Annotated in this window: 13 protein-coding genes and 2 tRNA genes; 9 read left to right on the forward strand and 6 right to left on the reverse strand. The window is 57.8% G+C overall.

What is annotated here, in order from left to right; all coding sequences use genetic code 11:
- Positions 1-56: 56 nt before the first annotated feature.
- Genes modA through CP97_RS04700 form a run of 3 tightly spaced genes read left to right on the forward strand, consistent with a single transcriptional unit; the run spans position 57 to position 2,222 of the window.
- A complete protein-coding gene (gene modA / locus CP97_RS04690; protein ID WP_149036417.1) occupies positions 57-902 on the forward strand; it encodes a molybdate ABC transporter substrate-binding protein in 846 nt (281 codons plus the stop codon).
- Entirely contained in the window at positions 899-1,594 is a 696-nt protein-coding gene (gene modB / locus CP97_RS04695) for a molybdate ABC transporter permease subunit (RefSeq protein ID WP_048885005.1), read from the forward strand. Before modA ends, modB begins: the two co-directional genes overlap by 4 nt.
- The gene (locus CP97_RS04700; protein ID WP_048885006.1) at positions 1,584-2,222 is read left to right on the forward strand and encodes an ATP-binding cassette domain-containing protein; all 639 of its coding nucleotides are present in this window, start codon (positions 1,584-1,586) and stop codon (positions 2,220-2,222) included. The genes modB and CP97_RS04700 overlap by 11 nt, the downstream gene beginning before the upstream one ends.
- 16 nt (positions 2,223-2,238) lie before the next feature.
- Here CP97_RS04700 and CP97_RS04705 read toward each other — a convergent pair whose 3' ends face one another.
- Entirely contained in the window at positions 2,239-2,868 is a 630-nt protein-coding gene (locus CP97_RS04705; RefSeq protein WP_048885007.1) for a TetR/AcrR family transcriptional regulator, read from the reverse strand.
- A gap of 106 nt (positions 2,869-2,974) precedes the next feature.
- On the opposite strand from CP97_RS04705, the gene CP97_RS04710 reads away from it, so the two are divergent.
- Genes CP97_RS04710 through CP97_RS04720 form a run of 3 tightly spaced genes read left to right on the forward strand, consistent with a single transcriptional unit; the run spans position 2,975 to position 7,541 of the window.
- On the forward strand, positions 2,975-5,317 hold the full coding sequence (locus CP97_RS04710) for a TonB-dependent receptor (protein WP_048886725.1): 2,343 nt from the start codon (positions 2,975-2,977) through the stop codon (positions 5,315-5,317).
- A gap of 47 nt (positions 5,318-5,364) precedes the next feature.
- Entirely contained in the window at positions 5,365-6,252 is an 888-nt protein-coding gene (locus CP97_RS04715; RefSeq protein WP_048886726.1) for an alpha/beta fold hydrolase, read from the forward strand.
- Between the two features lie 53 nt (positions 6,253-6,305).
- Entirely contained in the window at positions 6,306-7,541 is a 1,236-nt protein-coding gene (locus CP97_RS04720; protein WP_149036520.1) for a spinster family MFS transporter, read from the forward strand.
- 101 nt (positions 7,542-7,642) lie between these two features.
- On the opposite strand, the gene CP97_RS04725 is transcribed toward CP97_RS04720, so the two are convergent.
- From CP97_RS04725 to CP97_RS04735, 3 genes are all read right to left on the reverse strand, one after another.
- On the reverse strand, positions 7,643-8,593 hold the full coding sequence (locus CP97_RS04725) for a hypothetical protein (RefSeq protein ID WP_048885009.1): 951 nt from the start codon (positions 8,591-8,593) through the stop codon (positions 7,643-7,645).
- Positions 8,590-10,023, reverse strand: coding sequence for a glycosyltransferase family 2 protein (locus CP97_RS04730; RefSeq protein ID WP_082863718.1), 1,434 nt, complete (start codon positions 10,021-10,023; stop codon positions 8,590-8,592). Before CP97_RS04730 ends, CP97_RS04725 begins: the two co-directional genes overlap by 4 nt.
- A 168-nt stretch (positions 10,024-10,191) precedes the next feature.
- A tRNA-Thr gene (locus CP97_RS04735) sits at positions 10,192-10,267 on the reverse strand.
- Positions 10,268-10,511: 244 nt separating this feature from the next.
- On the opposite strand from CP97_RS04735, the gene CP97_RS04740 reads away from it, so the two are divergent.
- Both CP97_RS04740 and CP97_RS04745 read left to right on the forward strand, forming a co-directional pair.
- Positions 10,512-12,869: a TonB-dependent receptor gene (locus CP97_RS04740; protein ID WP_048886728.1), complete on the forward strand. Its 2,358-nt coding sequence runs from the start codon at positions 10,512-10,514 to the stop codon at positions 12,867-12,869.
- Between the two features lie 22 nt (positions 12,870-12,891).
- On the forward strand, positions 12,892-14,556 hold the full coding sequence (locus CP97_RS04745; protein WP_227819672.1) for an alkaline phosphatase D family protein: 1,665 nt from the start codon (positions 12,892-12,894) through the stop codon (positions 14,554-14,556).
- Between the two features lie 148 nt (positions 14,557-14,704).
- On the opposite strand, the gene CP97_RS04750 is transcribed toward CP97_RS04745, so the two are convergent.
- A tRNA-Cys gene (locus CP97_RS04750) sits at positions 14,705-14,778 on the reverse strand.
- A 305-nt stretch (positions 14,779-15,083) separates the two neighbouring features.
- Between CP97_RS04750 and CP97_RS04755 the strand changes: the two genes are divergently transcribed.
- The gene (locus CP97_RS04755; RefSeq protein ID WP_161485437.1) at positions 15,084-15,308 is read left to right on the forward strand and encodes a PilZ domain-containing protein; all 225 of its coding nucleotides are present in this window, start codon (positions 15,084-15,086) and stop codon (positions 15,306-15,308) included.
- Between the two features lie 61 nt (positions 15,309-15,369).
- Here CP97_RS04755 and CP97_RS04760 read toward each other — a convergent pair whose 3' ends face one another.
- The gene (locus CP97_RS04760) at positions 15,370-16,569 is read right to left on the reverse strand and encodes an LL-diaminopimelate aminotransferase (protein ID WP_048885011.1); all 1,200 of its coding nucleotides are present in this window, start codon (positions 16,567-16,569) and stop codon (positions 15,370-15,372) included.
- Between the last annotated feature and the right edge of the window lie 125 nt (positions 16,570-16,694).

Genomic DNA, 16,694 nt, shown 5'->3' on the forward strand with positions numbered 1-16,694 from the left:
GATGCTATCCGCGGAGCGCAGCTGCGTGTCAGGTTTGGCTGGATCTGATTCCAGGAGTGAATGGTGCTGCTTGCTGGACGCGGCATTGTGCCCGCACTACGCATGCCGATATGGGGCTATCGTCTTTTCTGATGCGCGGGGCAAAGCGATTTCTGGCCGGGCTCTTGGCCATGCTGGTGCTTGCGTCATGCGGTCCGCGTGAGGCGGCTGGTCCTGTAGTGCTCGCCCCGTCGAGCATGCAGGAAACACTCGGCCTTGTGGCAATGGAGTGGGAGCAGCAGGGTCATGCATCCCCGGTATTGTCCTTCGCTGCGACCAATGCGCTGGCACGCCAGATAGAGCAGGGCGCGCCAGCCGATATCGTGATTTGCGCCGATCAGGAATGGATGGATTGGCTGGCGCAGCGCGACTTGATCCTTGCCGAAACCCGCCGCGTGCTTGCAGGAAATGCACTGGCGCTTGTGTCGGCCACGCCTGCCAAAGATGATCGCTCCATTGCGGCGCGGGTCCGCTCTTCAGGGAATGGCAGGATTGCGCTGGCCGATCCTGCCAGCGTGCCTGCTGGCCGATATGCGCAGGCCGCGCTCGAGAATATGGGATTGTGGGCTGACGTGAAGGATCGGATCGTTCCGGCTGAAAATGTGCGCGCGGCGCTCACGCTGGTGGAAGCAGGAGAAGCCAGCCTTGGCATCGTTTATGCTACCGATGCCAGCGCATCGCGCAGGGTTTACAATGCCCAGATATTTGACTTTCAGTATGTCCCCGAAATTGTCTATCCGGCTGCACAAACCGGAAATTCTCGCCATGTCGAGACGCTAGCCTTTCTCGCATTCCTGTCTGGGCCGGAGGCGCATGCTATTTACGCGAAGCAGGGCTTTTCTCTTTACGAGCCTGCGCCATGATCCTGTCGCCAGCCGAATGGGCAATCATCGGCCTGTCGCTCAAGGTCAGCTTTCTGGCGGTGCTTGTTACCCTGCCTATCGCATATGGCTTCGCATGGCTGATCGCCCGGCGGCGGTTCCCTGGACGAATGCTGCTTGATGCCGCGATCCATCTGCCGCTGGTTCTCCCGCCCGTTGTTACCGGTTGGCTGCTGCTGGTTCTGCTGGGGCGCAACGGCCCGATAGGTGGCTGGCTGGAGCAGACTTTTGGCGTGGTGCTGGTGTTCCGCTGGACTGGCGCTGCGGTTGCTGCAGCTGTCATGGCATTGCCGCTGATGGTGCGGGCGATGCGTCTGTCGATAGAGGCCGTGGACAGGCGGCTGGTTGGCGCAGCGCGCACGCTTGGTGCATCTCCGCTCCACGCCTTCCTCACGATCACCCTGCCGCTCAGCGTGCCGGGAATTGCTGCTGGCGCGATGCTTGGCTTTGCACGTTCTCTGGGTGAATTTGGTGCCACCATCACCTTTGCTGCGAATATCGAGGGTGAGACACGCACGCTGCCACTGGCAATTTACAGTGGGTTGCAGACACCCGGCAGCCAAGGCGCGGTGACACGGCTGGCGATCATCTCCATCATTCTGTCGCTGGGCGCACTGATGATGTCGGAATGGCTGGTGCGGCGTTCGCAAGGTTCACGCGCGCATGTTCTTTGACATCGACATCACCATGCGGGTCGGAGAGCGCCTGATCGAAACAGCCATTGCGTCAGACGCGAAACTGACAGCAATTGTCGGCCCTTCCGGTGTTGGCAAAACCAGCGTTCTCAACGCCGTTTCAGGTCTGCTTCAGCCGCGATCAGGGCATATTCGAATAGAATGCCGGACATTGTTCGATAGCTTTGCCGGTGTGAATGTGTCGCCAGAGCATCGCTGCGCAGGATATGTCTTCCAGGATGCGCGCCTGTTTCCGCACAGGCGGGTAAGCGCCAATCTTGCCTATGGGGAGAAGCTGGCGCGCACGAATGATCGCTGGATCGATCGCAACGAGATCATCGGCCTGTTGGAAATCGGCGACCTGCTCGGCCGCTGGCCGGCCACCTTGTCGGGCGGCGAGGTCCGCCGCGTTGCCATTGCCCGCGCGCTGTTGGCCGCTCCGCGGTTCCTGCTGCTGGACGAACCGCTGGTATCGCTAGACCCAGGGCGGGCGGAGCGATTGATTGCGCTTATCGAGAATATCCGTGACACGCTGGAGGTGCCGATATTGCTGGTGAGCCATTCAGCACAAGAGGTGGAGCGGCTTGCCGGGCATGTCATAGAACTGGCTCGCGCTTCCGGCAGCTAAAGCATGGCAAAGCGGATCAGCTATCCGCTTTCTTGCCAATGCCTTCGCGCAGCAGTGCATTGGCGAGGCGGGCAATGCGGTCAGGATCGGTCTTGTCGCTCCAGACAGAATAGCGCAGGCCCAGAAACACGTTCATTCCCATGATCGCCCAGGCATGCGCTTCTTCCAGCCCCTCGCGCATTTCGCCCGATTGCTCGCCGCGCTTCAACCGTTCGAGCATGCGGGCAGCGGTGGTTTCGTAATGGGCGCGGAAGCTGGCTGGATCGACGAATTCCGCCTCATCGACGATACGATAGATTTCCTTGTTATCATGGGCGAATTCAAGGAAAGCGTGGAGAGCGGCGCGCTCTATTTCAAACGCTGCGGTTTCGGGTTCCACCGCTGCGCGGGCATGGCTGGCAACCTGCTCGCTCATGTCTTTTACCAGCGCCCTGAAGATGGCATCCTTGCTGTCATAATAGGTGTAGAAACTGCCCAACGCCGTGCCTGCGCGCCGGGTGATCCCGCTGATCGACGCTTCGTGAAATCCCTTTTCACCAAACTCTTTTGCCGCTGCATCGAGCAGCTTGCGCAAGGTTTGCCGCCCGCGCGCGGTGCGCGGCGACTTGGCTGATTCTTTGGGCGAGGTGGTTTTGACTGTTGCCATTAAGCGCTGGGCTACCGTGAAACCGGAACGCTGGCAAAGAAAAAAGTTGAAAGTTGGTTCATGTTTCAATATCGGGATCATCATAAGATTTGATGGGAGAATAATGATGACCAAGGCCCTTATTTGGCAAACCACTGCATCTGCGCTCGTGCTGGGCGCGCTTGCAGCACCCGCCTATGCGCAGGATGCCACACCGGCAGAAGCGCAGGCAGAAACCAACCAGGGCGGCGAAATCATCGTTACCGCCCGTCGCCGTGAAGAACGCCTTGTCGATGTCCCAGTCGCTGTCAGCTCGTTCGGAGAAGCTGAATTGAAGCGTCGCGGCTCTGTGGACATCACCGATATTGCCCAGATCACGCCTAACACCACGCTGGAAGAATCGCGCGGCACAAACTCGACACTGTCCGCTTTCATCCGTGGTATTGGCCAGCAGGATCCGGTGTCTGGTTTTGAACAGGGCGTCGGAATTTATCTCGATGATGTTTATCTCAACCGTCCGCAGGGCGCGGTCCTCGATATCTACGATGTCGAACGGATCGAAGTGCTGCGTGGGCCGCAGGGCACGCTTTATGGCCGCAATACAATCGGCGGCGCGGTAAAATATGTCACGCGCGAACTGCCCGATGAAACCAGCCTGCGTTTGCGCGGCACGCTGGGCACCTATGGCCGCGCCGAAGCCGTGGTTACGGCCTCAACCCCGATAAATGATGTGGTGCGCGTGGGTGCATCGGTTGCCCGCTTGTCGCGCGACGGCTTTGGTGAAAACCTGACAACGGGGGAAGAGAATTACAATAAGGATGTCTGGGCTGGCCGCGGCACCATCGAAGTGGGCGGCAATGGCAAGTCCTATTTGCTTCGTATTTCGGGCGATTACACACATGATCGCAGTGGTGCCCGTGGTGGCCATCGACTGATCGAGGGGATGATATCGGGCGCGCCGGTGCTGGACGATGTGTTCGATACGCGTGGCGGGCTTGTTGATCCTGAACAGGATGTCGAAACCTATGGCATTGCGATGAACGGCTTCATCGACCTGACTGATGCGCTGACCTTGCGCTCCATCACCGCCTTCCGTGCAGACGATAGCGCATCGCCAATCGATTTCGACGCATTGGCTGCTGTCGATATTGATGTGCCCGCCTTTTACGAAAACGAACAATTCAGCCAGGAATTCCAGCTGCTGTGGGACGATGGTGGGCGCTTTACCGGGCTTCTGGGTGGCTATTTCCTTGATGCTTCTGCGGACTCGCTCTTCGACGTGCGTCTGTTCACGACATTCGCCGGCTTCACTGCTTTTACCAGCGCCAAGGTTGATACCAAGACTTATGCCGTCTTCGGCGACTTTACCTATGACGTCACCGATAAACTCAGCCTGTCCGTGGGTGGGCGATACACCTGGGACGAACGTACGGCCAACATTCTGAGGCAGAGCTACCTCGGCGGCGGATCGCCGGTGTTCGACGGTGCAGGTATCCCGTTCGGAGACCCGGGGACAGACTTCAGCGGCTCAGAAGATTTCAACAAGTTTACGCCGCGCGCATCGCTCAGCTTCCAGCCTACGCCTGATCACAATATTTATGCCAGCTTCTCGCAGGGCTTCAAGGGCGGCGGTTTCGATCCGCGTGGCGTGGGCGTGAACGCGCCTGCTGCCACGCCGGGGACGCCGACGGATGATGAAGTTGCTGCCTACCTCAGCTTTGAACCCGAAACGGTCGACAGCTATGAAGTGGGTTACAAGGGCAGCCTATTCGATGATGCGGTATATATCGCAGTGGCGGGCTTTTACGCCGAATATACCGACGTGCAGATACCAGGCTCTGTAGGTTGCGTCGTGAATGGTCTGCCGACATTCTGCGGTATCGTTTCCAATGCTGGTGCAGCAGAAATCATGGGTCTCGAATTTGAAACCAACGCCCGGCTTGCGCGCGATATTGCAGCGTCGGGTGATGAGCTGCGCTTCATCGGCTCACTCGGCTGGATCGATGCGGACTATACCGAATTCGTGACCGACATTAACGGAACGCCCACCGATGTTGCTGAATTCCGCAATGTGCAGAACACGCCGGAATGGAGCGGCAGTGCCACCCTTGGATACACGACGCCGGCAGGATCAGGGGATCTGTATCTTGGCAGCACCCTTTCTTATCGCAGTTCGACCTCCCAGTTCGAAATCCCCAACCCGTATCTCGACGAGGGGAGCTACGCGCTGCTTGATGCCAGCATCGTCTATACCAGCGATGCAGGCTTTTCTATCGGCCTTTACGGGCGCAATCTGACCGATAAGGAATACCGCACCTCGGGCTATACCTTCATTGCGATTGATCCTGTGTCCGGTGCGCCGGTCCTGACAGGGGGTGAGATTACGCCGAGCCTGGGGACCGAAGGCACATTGACGGCCTATTACGGAAATCCTCGACAGGTGTATCTGACCGCAACTATCGAATTCTGATCCGCACCCATGCGGCCCGGAATGATCATTCGATAATGGAGACAGCGATGGACTATCGCGAACATCGCTATACCAGCGCGTGCGGACAGCTCGAACTGTTCGCCCGCATATATGGCGAAGGCGAGGGCAGTGAAGAGGGCGGCGGACAAAAGAAGCCGCCCTTGCTCCTCATGCACGGATTGACCCGCAACAGCGCCGATTTCGAAGGGTTGGCGGCGCATTTGGCAGGCAATTACATGTTGATCGTGCCCGATCAGCGCGGACGCGGCCTTTCACCTGACGATCCCGATCCGACCAACTATCGTCCTCCTGTCTACGCCGAAGACATGTTCGCGCTGCTGGCAGATCTGAATGTCGAGCAGCCCGGTCTGATCGGAACCTCGATGGGCGGGCTGATGGCCATCGTCATGAATGCCATGAAGCCCGAAACATTTCCCGCTGTCATATTCAACGATGTCGGCCCCGTGCTGATGGATGAAGGATTGGCGCGCATCGGGGGCTATGTCGGCGGGGGTGCCCCGATGGAAGATTGGGACGCAGCTGCAAAGGCCTGCGCCGATATCAATGGCTATGCCTATCCCAATTATGGCCGGGAAGACTGGCAATCATGGGCGCGGCGCACGTGTCGCCAATTGCCGGATGGACGCGTCAGCTTTGCCTATGATCCGGCGATTGCAGAAGGTTTCGCCGATGTTACGGACAGTCCTCAACCGGATCTCTGGCCAATGTGGGAATTGCTTGGAAATACGCCGGTCCTGGTATTGCGCGGCGCATTATCCGATCTTTTATCGCCCGATACTGTCGCGACAATGCAGCAGCGCCATCGAGGGCCTTTTGTCAGTCAGGTCATACCGGATATCGGCCATGCGCCGTTTATGGATGAACCCGAGGCGCTGGCCGCGATTATACCGTTTCTGAAGGAGCATGTCGGTTGACAAGCAATGCAGCCGCAATTCGGCGTGATCCGCACCGCAATACAGTGCTGGGCATGTTGCTGGTGGTCTACATCTTCAATTTTGTTGATCGGCAGATCCTTTCCATCCTTGCCGCCCCGATCCAGGCTGATCTTCATCTGGACGATGCGCAAATGGGTATGCTGGGCGGGCTTGCATTTGCGCTTCTCTATTCGACTATGGCTGTGCCGCTGGCCGCTTTGGCAGACCGCACCAACCGCAGCTGGGTGATCGCCGTGTCGCTGTTCGCATGGAGCGGATTTACAGCGCTGTGCGGGCTGACGCAGAACTTCTGGCAGATTTTTCTGGCCCGGCTCGGCGTGGGCGTTGGCGAAGCTGGCGGGGTCGCGCCATCCTATGCAATGATTGGGGATTATTTTCCCAGCAAGCAGCGCGCTACCGCGCTTTCCATCTATTCACTCGGAATACCGATCGGCTCTGGCCTTGGCGTATTGGCGGGCGGATATATTGCCGCGACTATCGACTGGCGCACCGCCTTTTTCGCCGTGGGCCTTTCAGGCCTTGTCCTCGCCCCGATTTTCAAGCTGCTGGTGCGCGACAAGAACAAGCCTGTCGCCGTTGCTGACAGTCCGCACACTGATCCAGAACGGCCGACATTGCGTGAAACGGCAGCTGTGCTGGCGCGTAAGCGGTCTTTTTGGCTACTGTCATTTGGCGCGGCATCATCATCCATGCTGGGGTACGGCATCGCCTTCTGGCTCCCCAGCCTGCTGATGCGCAGCTTCGGCTTTGATCTTGTACAGGCGTCTCAATTCTTCGGGGCGCTGCTGCTGTTCGGGGGCATTGTGGGCGTGATGGGCGGGGGGCTGCTGGCCGATCGGCTGGGTAGCCAGGACCGTGCCTATTATTCCTGGGTGCCGGGGCTTGCATATTTCCTTGGCGCACCGCTGTTTGCCGCCGGAATTTCAAGCGACAATGCGCAGTTTGCCTTTTTGCTTTTCCTCTTGCCCCAGGCACTCGCCTATGTGTGGCTCGGACCGGTTCTTACGGCAATCCAGCACCTTGTTGTGCCATCCGCTCGCGCCACGGCATCGGCGCTTTTCCTTCTGATCAACAATCTGATCGGCCTTGGCGGCGGCATTTATGCGCTTGGTGCCCTCTCCACCGCGCTCACCCCCGTTTATGGCGAGGAGGCCCTGCGGTATTCGATGCTTTATGCACTTGGCCTTTATGGTGTTTCTGCAGTCTTAATGGGACTGGCAGGCCCAGCATTGCGCAAGGATTGGGTGCGCGAAGAGGGCGATGACTGAACTCAAGCAACGGCGTTATTGCCTGTCGCCGCTGCACTTCATCTTGCCAAAAGAGGCAAGGCGGTCGTTCCGGGGACAGGGAGACATTCCAAACAGGCCGGTCAAAAGCCGATAGTGAGCCCTGCGCGGCCCATCACATAATCATAATCGGTCCCGCCGGAGATGGAATCATTGGTGTAGATCAGCTCTGCAAAGATATTGATGTCGCGCCGCATTTGCGGGCTTTCAAGCCGTAATTGTCCGGATTTCGCAGCTGACCATCCAGCACCGCTGCTATGTTGTGCTCCGAACCCGCCGGCTGCGAGGAACATCCAGCCATCTTGGTTGAATCTTCGCAATTGGAGCAGCGGCACCACGCGGACAAAATCCCGTGGCGAAAAATAGTCGAATTCGCGCGGGGCGGTGGAATGATAATAGCGCACATCGAGATGTCCGCTCAGCCCTGCCTCCGCCTTCAATGTATGGACGAGCCGGCCACGCAGATGCAGCCTCTCGTTCTTGCCGGTAAATTCCTGCACTCCCGCCGTAAGGCTGAAGCTATTGGCATCATCAATCTGGAAATCGCTGCTTGCCCCGACAAAGGTGTAATAGATCCGATTGGCCAGCCCCTGCTCCGTTTCGACGATCTCGCGCTCGACAAACAGGCTCTGTGCCCAATCGGCACGGCGAATTTCGGCGCTGCCCAGAACGGTATGGCCATCGGTGCCGATGCGTGCACGCCATCGCCAGTCGGGGCCGAGGTGGTCGGCAAGGTCGAAATAGACGCGCTCATCTACTTCATCTTCACCCGATGCAGGCGAGAAGTGGGCATATTCAACCGCGATCCCCGCATAAGTTTGGCGATCCTCGAGTGACCACAGGGCGCGGCCCATTATCTTCAGCACTTCGGTGCCGTCGGAATCGCTGGATGCCCAGACCTGCGTTCCGGCTGCCGGACGCGATTGTGCTTCTTCGTCGATAGCGCTGGTCTGCGCTGCAGCCGGACTACATAGGCCGAGCATGAAGGAGAGCGCGGTCAGGTGCCGGCTTCCCTTGTTGATTAACAATGTCATTTGGTGTCCCAGCCTTTGCGCAGGCCAAAAAGTTCCGCAATGTAACCCCATACGCACACGGGTTGCATCAGCAGGCTGTAGGCCAGCGCGTAAAAGAAGAAGCCGCGAAAGTTCCTCCGCACAATCAGGCCTTCGCGTCGATAGACGCCCGACTGGATGCGAAAGATAATGCCGTTCCACAGCACCGTCAGCGGCAGAACCGCAACGGTAAGCGGTCCGGCGATGTAGAAATGGCCAAAGAAAGCTAGGACGATGCCCGGCATGAAGATGAGCGTGTAGACGAGGTCCAGCGGTAAGAAGCAAACGTTCCACCAGATAAACAGCGTAGACATCCGCCATTTGAACATCAGCGGCCAGTGCGCTTTGAACGCCTCCATCAGGCCCCGCGACCAGCGCTTGCGCTGCAAGGCGAACTGGCGCAGCGTATCGGGGACATTGGTGAAGACCAGCGCATCGTCGGCATATCCGATGCGGTAGTTGCAGCGCAGCAACGCCCAGGAAAGAACGATGTCCTCTCCCACGCATTCAGGCCACCCCCCGACTTCTTCCAATGCCTCGCGCCGGTAGATGGAGAATGCACCCTGCGCCACGAGTGTGCCGTGATACATGCCCTGCATACGCTTGATCGAAGCGATGCCGTGGAAGTAATCCCACTCCTGCGCCCGGCAGATCAGATTGTCCCGCGAATTGCGGACCATCACTGCGCCTGCAATTGCCATCGTGTCCGATGGATCGGAATGCAGCCGCTCGACTAACTTGCGCAGGCCATCATGCTTGACCCATGAATCGCCGTCTATGGTGACGATGAGGTCATGGTGCGCTTCTTTCAACCCGTCGTTCAGCGCGGCTGATTTGCCGCGATTAACACTGAAATCGAGTATTCGGACCGATATGTTTGCGTCAAAGCAGAGCGACGCAATCGCTTCTTCCGCAAGCTCCACGGTATCATCGCTCGAACCATCATTGAGCACCAGCACTTCTACCGGGCCGGGATAGTTCTGCCTTGCAAGACTGGTGAGCGTATCGCTGATAGCAGCTGCTTCATTATAGGCGGCCACCAATATCGTCACACCGGGATAGCTGGATGGAATACTGCGGGGCGGGCGGCGATCGAAAAGCAGCGTCGAGAGCAGGAACGCATTCATGAAACCGGGAACATAGGCGATGAAGGCAATCGCGATCACGGCGAATGCAAGGCTGGTGACGAGAGCGAGGTCTGCTACCCATCTGAGCGAAAGCCAGACACTGAAGGCGGTCCACGCTATCGCTATCAGGCAAGCGAGCAGAAATTTGATCCGCAGGGGGAGGTAGAACCCCTCGCGATCTGTATTTACCTTAGCGTCTGGATTGTCGGTATCATCATGCTGATCGCCGACGACACTTTTCTCTTGAGCGTTCGTATGCTGATAGGGAGGCGGCTTTATTTCCATACAGCTACGCCTGCATGAATATGGTTAGCAAGATGCAAACGCCCGAGTAGGTAGTTCAAACTATCCGCGCATGGATCGTGAGGGGCCAAGACCGACGCTAATATGAATCGAGCGGACCCATCAGCTATAAAGTGCTGCCTCTTCGCGCGCTTCCCAAACGACCAGAAATGGTGCCGCCTACAGGACTCGAACCTGTGACCCCCGCATTACGAATGCGATGCTCTACCAACTGAGCTAAGGCGGCGCACATCGGCCCCATAGGCAAGCGCGCTAGCACTCGCAATACGCTTTATCATGGGAAGCGGAGGTGCAAGCAGTGCAGGAACCACCTGCCTCTGCTGGGAATCAATGACTGAAAGTATGCGGCGGCTTTCGTAAGTTGTTTCACTGGAACACACTTTAGGTTGGAATTTCACAAAGCCGTCATTGATCCGCCCGTAACCAGTAACAAAGCCTGAGTAGTGACGCCCCAACAAAGGGGGGTCGTCATGTCCTACAGCAGATCATTTATCAGTTCGCTTATCACTTCCACCGCTCTGGCGGCTGGGCCAGCAATGGCCCAGGGCCAAACTATTTCCGAACCCGAAGCCAGCAGCAGTGGCCAGTCGGGCAACGAGATCGTGGTGACCGCGCAGAAGTTTGAGCAGCGCGCGCAGGACGTGCCGATTACAATTACTGCCACCAGCGGCGAACGGATTCGCGAACTGGGTGTTACCGATCTTGATGAACTCTCCAACTACATACCCGGCCTGAATATTCAGGAACAGAGCGCCAACAATCCGGGCATCGTTATTCGCGGCGTCACTTCGGATTCGGGTTCGGCGCAGCAGGGGCCGCGGGTTACCTTATATTACAACGGCGTAGACATCTCGCGTTCGCGCGGATCGTATCAGGCAATTTACGATCTTGAACGGATCGAAGTGATCAAGGGCCCGCAGGCAACCTTGTTCGGTACGGCATCGGCGGTTGGCGCGATCAGCCTTGTGTCAGCCAAGCCGAAACCCGGTTTCTCAGCCGAGGTGACTGGGGGTTACGGAAATTACGATGCCACCTTGCTCGGCGGCTTCGTCAACGCGGGGAATGATACGATCGCGGCCCGCCTTGCTTTCGAGTGGCGCACGCGGGACGGATATGTCGAGAATCTCGCCACATCGCAGGATGAGGAGCTTTATGCACAAGATAATCTGGGCCTGCGCGCATCGCTTCACTTTACCCCAACCGACGATTTCACTGTAGATGTGATCGGCACCTTCGACCGCCAGAAGAATGGCGGCACGCCGTTTATCTCTGGCACTTACCCGACCGAGGCTGGCCCTGCCAATCCGTTCGGTCCTGCCAATCTGGGCGGCTCCCCTCTGTCAGAGAGCGCTCTTGGTGCCGCGCAACTGGGTCTTGATCGGGAGGTCTACGATCTGAATGTCACTGCCGAATACGAGTTTGGCGACAATTGGTTCTTCACCACGGTTAACGGTTATCGCGAGTTTGACAGTGTCGAGATATTCGATGCCGATGGTTCAGCCGCATGGTATCTGGAGTTTGGCGAAATCGCACGCGGCTGGCAGCTAAGCCATGAAGGCCGTTTCGCTTATGCAGGCGAACGGCTGCGGGGGTCTGCCGGATGGAACTACTTCAAGGAAGACGGCGTCCAGAACGTACCGTTCTCTACTGAAGAGGGCACCTTTTTACAATGCCTTGGCCTGCTTGGTATTCCGCAAAGCATGCTTCCTTGCGTTGCATCTGATGGAAGTGTTCCTTCAGCTCAGGCTACCGGTTTGGCAACCGGCGGTCTGTTGACGCAGGTGCCCTACCAGTCGGAGTTCGAGAATCAGGGCAAGAATGAAACCTATTCCGTATTCGCCGATGTCACTTGGCCCGCGACTGGCGCATTGGAGCTGACAGCGGGCCTGCGCTATCTGTGGGAAGATCGCGCATCGGGCTATTTCGCCGATGTCCCGACGCCGTTTCTGCCAAATGCCGCACCCGGCGCGCCTTTTACCCCTTCGCTGATCCCGGGCCAGGTCGATACTGGTGGCCAGACCTTTATCGCTAAGGACAGCTTCGATGCGTGGTTGCCGCGTTTCAACGTGCTTTACCGCATGTCGCCAGACGTGAATCTGTATGCCACCGTATCTAAGGGCCGCCGTTCGCCGGTGGTGCAATTAACCGCGTCACCTTCAGCAACAGGCTCGGTGCCCAATCTGCAACTTGTGCCGGAAGAAATTGTGTGGAACTACGAAGGCGGTATCAAGCTCGCCTCTGGCCCAGTGCAGGCTTCGCTCGGTGTGTATTATCAGGATTACACTGGCTTCCAGGTCAGTGTGATACAGGGTGATGGCACGACCCGAACTGAAAGCGCGGGCAATGCCGCCAATCTGGGTGTCGAAGCGGAACTCTCGGTTCAGGCGGCCGACTGGCTTTCCCTATTTGCCAATGGCGCATGGGTTGATGCGAAGATCGACGAGGATACCGCATTGACTACGGCATTCTCCGGGGCGCGGTTCCGCTTGCAGCCAGAATTTCAGGCTGCCGCCGGTTTCACCGTTGATACCGATCTGGGCAATGGCATGCGCTTGTTCGCCACACCGACGGTAACCCATCGCAGCAGCATTTTCTTCGAAGTGCCTAACAATCCAGTAACAGCGCAGGAAGCGGTTACGCTAATCAACGCGCGGGCAGGTATCAGCCTCGCGGATGAGCAGTTCGAAATTGCCGCATTCATCCGTAATGCTAGCAATAAGAATTATCTGCTCGATGCGGGTAATACGGGCGGCAGCTTCGGTGTACCCACCTTCATTCCCGCCGAACCGCGCTTTTACGGCATTCAGCTGACTGCACGATTGTTTTGAACGGGTTATGCACGGAGAAACGATGATGACTATCAACCGCCGTGGAATTTTGGCTTTGCTCGGATCGGGCAGCGCGCTGGCCTTTCCATCAGTAGCGCTGGCCCAGCCAGCGCCTGCCAAGATAAGCTTTGCCCACGGCGTTGCCAGTGGCGATCCCGCCGCTGATGGAGCGGTTATCTGGACCCGCGCTACGCCAGAAGGCGATTTTGTCGGTGACATTGCTTTGCAATGGTATGTCGCCACTGCCCTTGACGCCCAGCCATTGGCAAACGGTGAGATCACAGCACGGGCATCGGCTGACCATACAGCCAAGGTTGAAGTCTCAGGCCTCGCCCCGGGGCGAACTTACCATTATTGGTTTGAGGGTCCGGGGGACATAAGCTCACCCCGCGGCCAGTTCCGCACTTTGCCGGTTGGCGCAGTGCGGGATGTGGTGCTTGCAGTCGTCTCCTGCCAATTATACGCTGGCGGCCTTTTCAACGCCTATGCCGATCTTGCACAGCAGGACCGGATCGATGCCGTGGTGCACCTTGGCGATTATATTTATGAATATGGGGCAACCGGCTATGGTGCGGAAATCGGCCAGCAGCTTGGCCGGCTGCCTGATCCGCCACACGAAATTATCTCGCTTGCCGATTACCGGCGGCGCCACGCTCAGGTTAAGTCAGATCCGGACATGCAGGCAGCGCACGCCCGCGCCGCGTTCATTTGCGTGTGGGATGATCATGAAACTGCAAATGACAGCTGGATTGGTGGAGCGGAAAACCACCAACCGGCTGAAGATGGGGATTGGGCCGCACGCAAGGCCGTGGCGATGCAGGCCTACTTTGAATGGATGCCAATCCGTGATCCCGCACAGTTCCGCGCACAGGAAGCTATCTTCCGCAGCTTCGAATTCGGCGATCTTGCCACTTTGGCTATGGTCGAAACGCGGTTGCTGGCCCGCAGCAAACAGGTCGCGCCCAAGGGCGAGGTGCCTCCGCAGGAGGCTATCGCAGCGCTGCTGGCGGAACGTAATCAACCAGAACGTGAATTGCTTGGCGAACCGCAACGGGCTTGGCTTGAGGGAGTGCTTGCCGCTTCTGTTGCAGCTGGCAAACCGTGGCAAATCCTCGGCAATCAAGTGGTGATGGCAAAGGTCGCCGGACCGGATCTTGAGGTGATGCTTGGAGCCGATCAGTTCGCCGCGATGCGCAGCGCAATCCCGCCTCAATACCGCACCGAGATCGATCAGGCGCTGGCGGGATACCGTGCTGGCGTGCCGTTCAATCTCGACAGTTGGGACGGTTATCCCCATGCACGAGAACGGCTATTCAATACTTTCATCCGTGCCGGTTCGCGGCCGATCGTGCTGTCGGGTGACAGCCATGCAGCATGGACCAATAATCTGCGTGACACCGCCGGTCATACTGTAGGCGTGGAGGTCGGATGCACTGCCATCTCAAGCCCATCTTTCGGTTCGATCTTGCCAGGTCTCGGCCAATTGCTCGCCGGGGCGAATGAAGAAGTCGCTTTCTGTGATCAGGACAATAAGGGTTACGCGATCGTCACTCTTACGCCGGAGGGTGCGCGGGCGGACCATATCGCGGTTTCAACGGTCTACGCCAAACCGTTTGAGCGACGCATAACCGCTAGCCACCGGATCCAACCAGGCCTTTCCACCGGTCCGGCGACGCCAATCGCGTGAAAAACAGTGTGTGAAGTTTGAACTGGTGGGCGGGCGGCATTGGCGAAGCGACTGGAACAAGCGGTTGAGACTGTGCGAAAAGGTCTCTCCACGACGCTGGCACTAGCTTTCCCGATTATATCTGATTGATATATAGAGGAAAATTATGTGGAGGCCCGAGCCGGAATCGAACCGGCGTGCAAGGATTTGCAGTCCTCTGCGTAACCACTCCGCCATCGGGCCGAGCCCGCGGAAAACCGTGGGAGGCGGCGCACTAGCAGATTTTGTAGCTTGTGCAATCCTGCTTTTCAGGTCGATTGGGCATTTGGCGTGCTACTTGCGCTCTCTCACATGGTTTCCAAAGCCAAAGGTTGATTTTGATTCACCCTAAAAGGCCGACATAATTTAACCTTGTCTGAGAGCGCCAAGTAAACTAACTGCGGGCTAGGCTTGCGCCATACTTCCCACGAAAAAAGGTCTGCCAGATGGTGTCATCCGCACTTCGACAAGAATCCAAGCTGCGGATGAAATGTCGCTCGCGCAGGGGCATGAGCGCGGAGCTTGAGGTTCTGGATCTTTCGATCGGCGGGGCAATGGTCGAGGCGCGCGGTTGGTCGACACAGATTGGTGAACGGGTATTGCTAACCTTGCCGGGACTTTCCGCACAGCCGGGTGAGCTGGTGTGGTTGGAAGATGGCCGCGCAGGCATAGTGTTTGAGCAGCCACTGCATGAAACTGTATTCGACAAGTTTAACGCGATGATTGCACGCTAGGCGATCGGGGCTTTTGGGAGACTTGGCGCAAGGGCACGATTTGCCCCTGCCGCCTGACCCTTTACGCTCCGGACGTATTAATGCCCTTGCTTTGCAGATACCGCTTCACATTGCGGGCAGCCTGGCGAAGGCGCTGTTCGTTTTCCACCATGGCGATGCGCACATATCCCTCCCCATCTTCGCCATAGCCGACACCCGGTGCCACGGCGACTTCCGCCTGCGTCAGCAATTGCTTTGAAAATTCAAGGCTGCCCATGTCCTTGAGAGCCGGGGGCAAGGGTGCCCATGCGAACATGCTGGCAGCAGGTGGAGGAATATCCCAACCGGCACGGCCAAACGCTTCCACCATGACATCGCGGCGCTTGTGATACATCTTGCGGTTCTGCTCGACATAATCCTGCGGCCCGTTGAGCGCTGCACATCCCGCTGCCTGAATCGGCGTGAAGGCGCCATAATCGATATAGCTCTTCACGCGGGTCAAGGCGGATATCAGCGTGCGGTTCCCCACAGCAAATCCCATGCGCCAGCCAGCCATGCCAAAGGTCTTGGAAAGGCTGGTAAATTCGATTGCGACATCCTTCGCACCCTTCGCTTGAAGGATCGATGGGGTCGGCTTGCCGTCATAATAGAGTTCCGAATAGGCAAGGTCGGAAAGGATCCACACTTCGTGGAATTTGGCCCAGTCCACCAGCTGCTCGTAAAAGTCGAGATCGACGGTTTCGGCGGTCGGATTAGACGGGAAATTCACCACCAGCACAGTAGGGCGCGGTACGGTGAACGTTACTGCCTGCTCCAGCGCCTTCCAATAATTTTCGTCCGGCGTGGTCGGAACCGAGCGGATTGAGGCGCCGGCAATAATGAAACCGAAGGTGTGGATTGGATAGGAGGGGTTGGGCGCAAGTATCGTATCGCCGGGCGCGGTGATTGCCGTGGCAAGGCTTGCCAGCCCTTCCTTCGATCCAAGGGTAACGATCACTTCGTTTTCAGGATCAAGATCAACGCCGAAGCGCCGTTCGTAATAATCGGCCTGGGCCTTGCGCAGGCCGGGTATGCCTTTGGATTGCGAATAGCCGTGCGCATCGGGCTTCCTGGCCACTTCGCACAATTTGTCGATCACATGCTGCGGAGGGGGCTGGTCCGGATTGCCCATGCCAAGATCGATGATGTCCCGCCCTTCCGCTCGCGCGGCCGCTCGCATCGCGTTGACTTCAGCGATGACGTAGGGCGGCAGGCGCTTGATGCGGTAGAATTCGTTATCCATGAGATCCTTCTTGCAGGGGCGGTCTGGTTATGCGCTGCATAGATGGCGCAAAGTGGGAAACAGCGCAACGCGAAGCAGAGCTTTCAAACCTATCGCAGCAAATAGACGCACTATCTCCCAATCGC

Source organism: Aurantiacibacter atlanticus, from assembly GCF_001077815.2.
Lineage (GTDB): Bacteria > Pseudomonadota > Alphaproteobacteria > Sphingomonadales > Sphingomonadaceae > Alteraurantiacibacter > Alteraurantiacibacter atlanticus.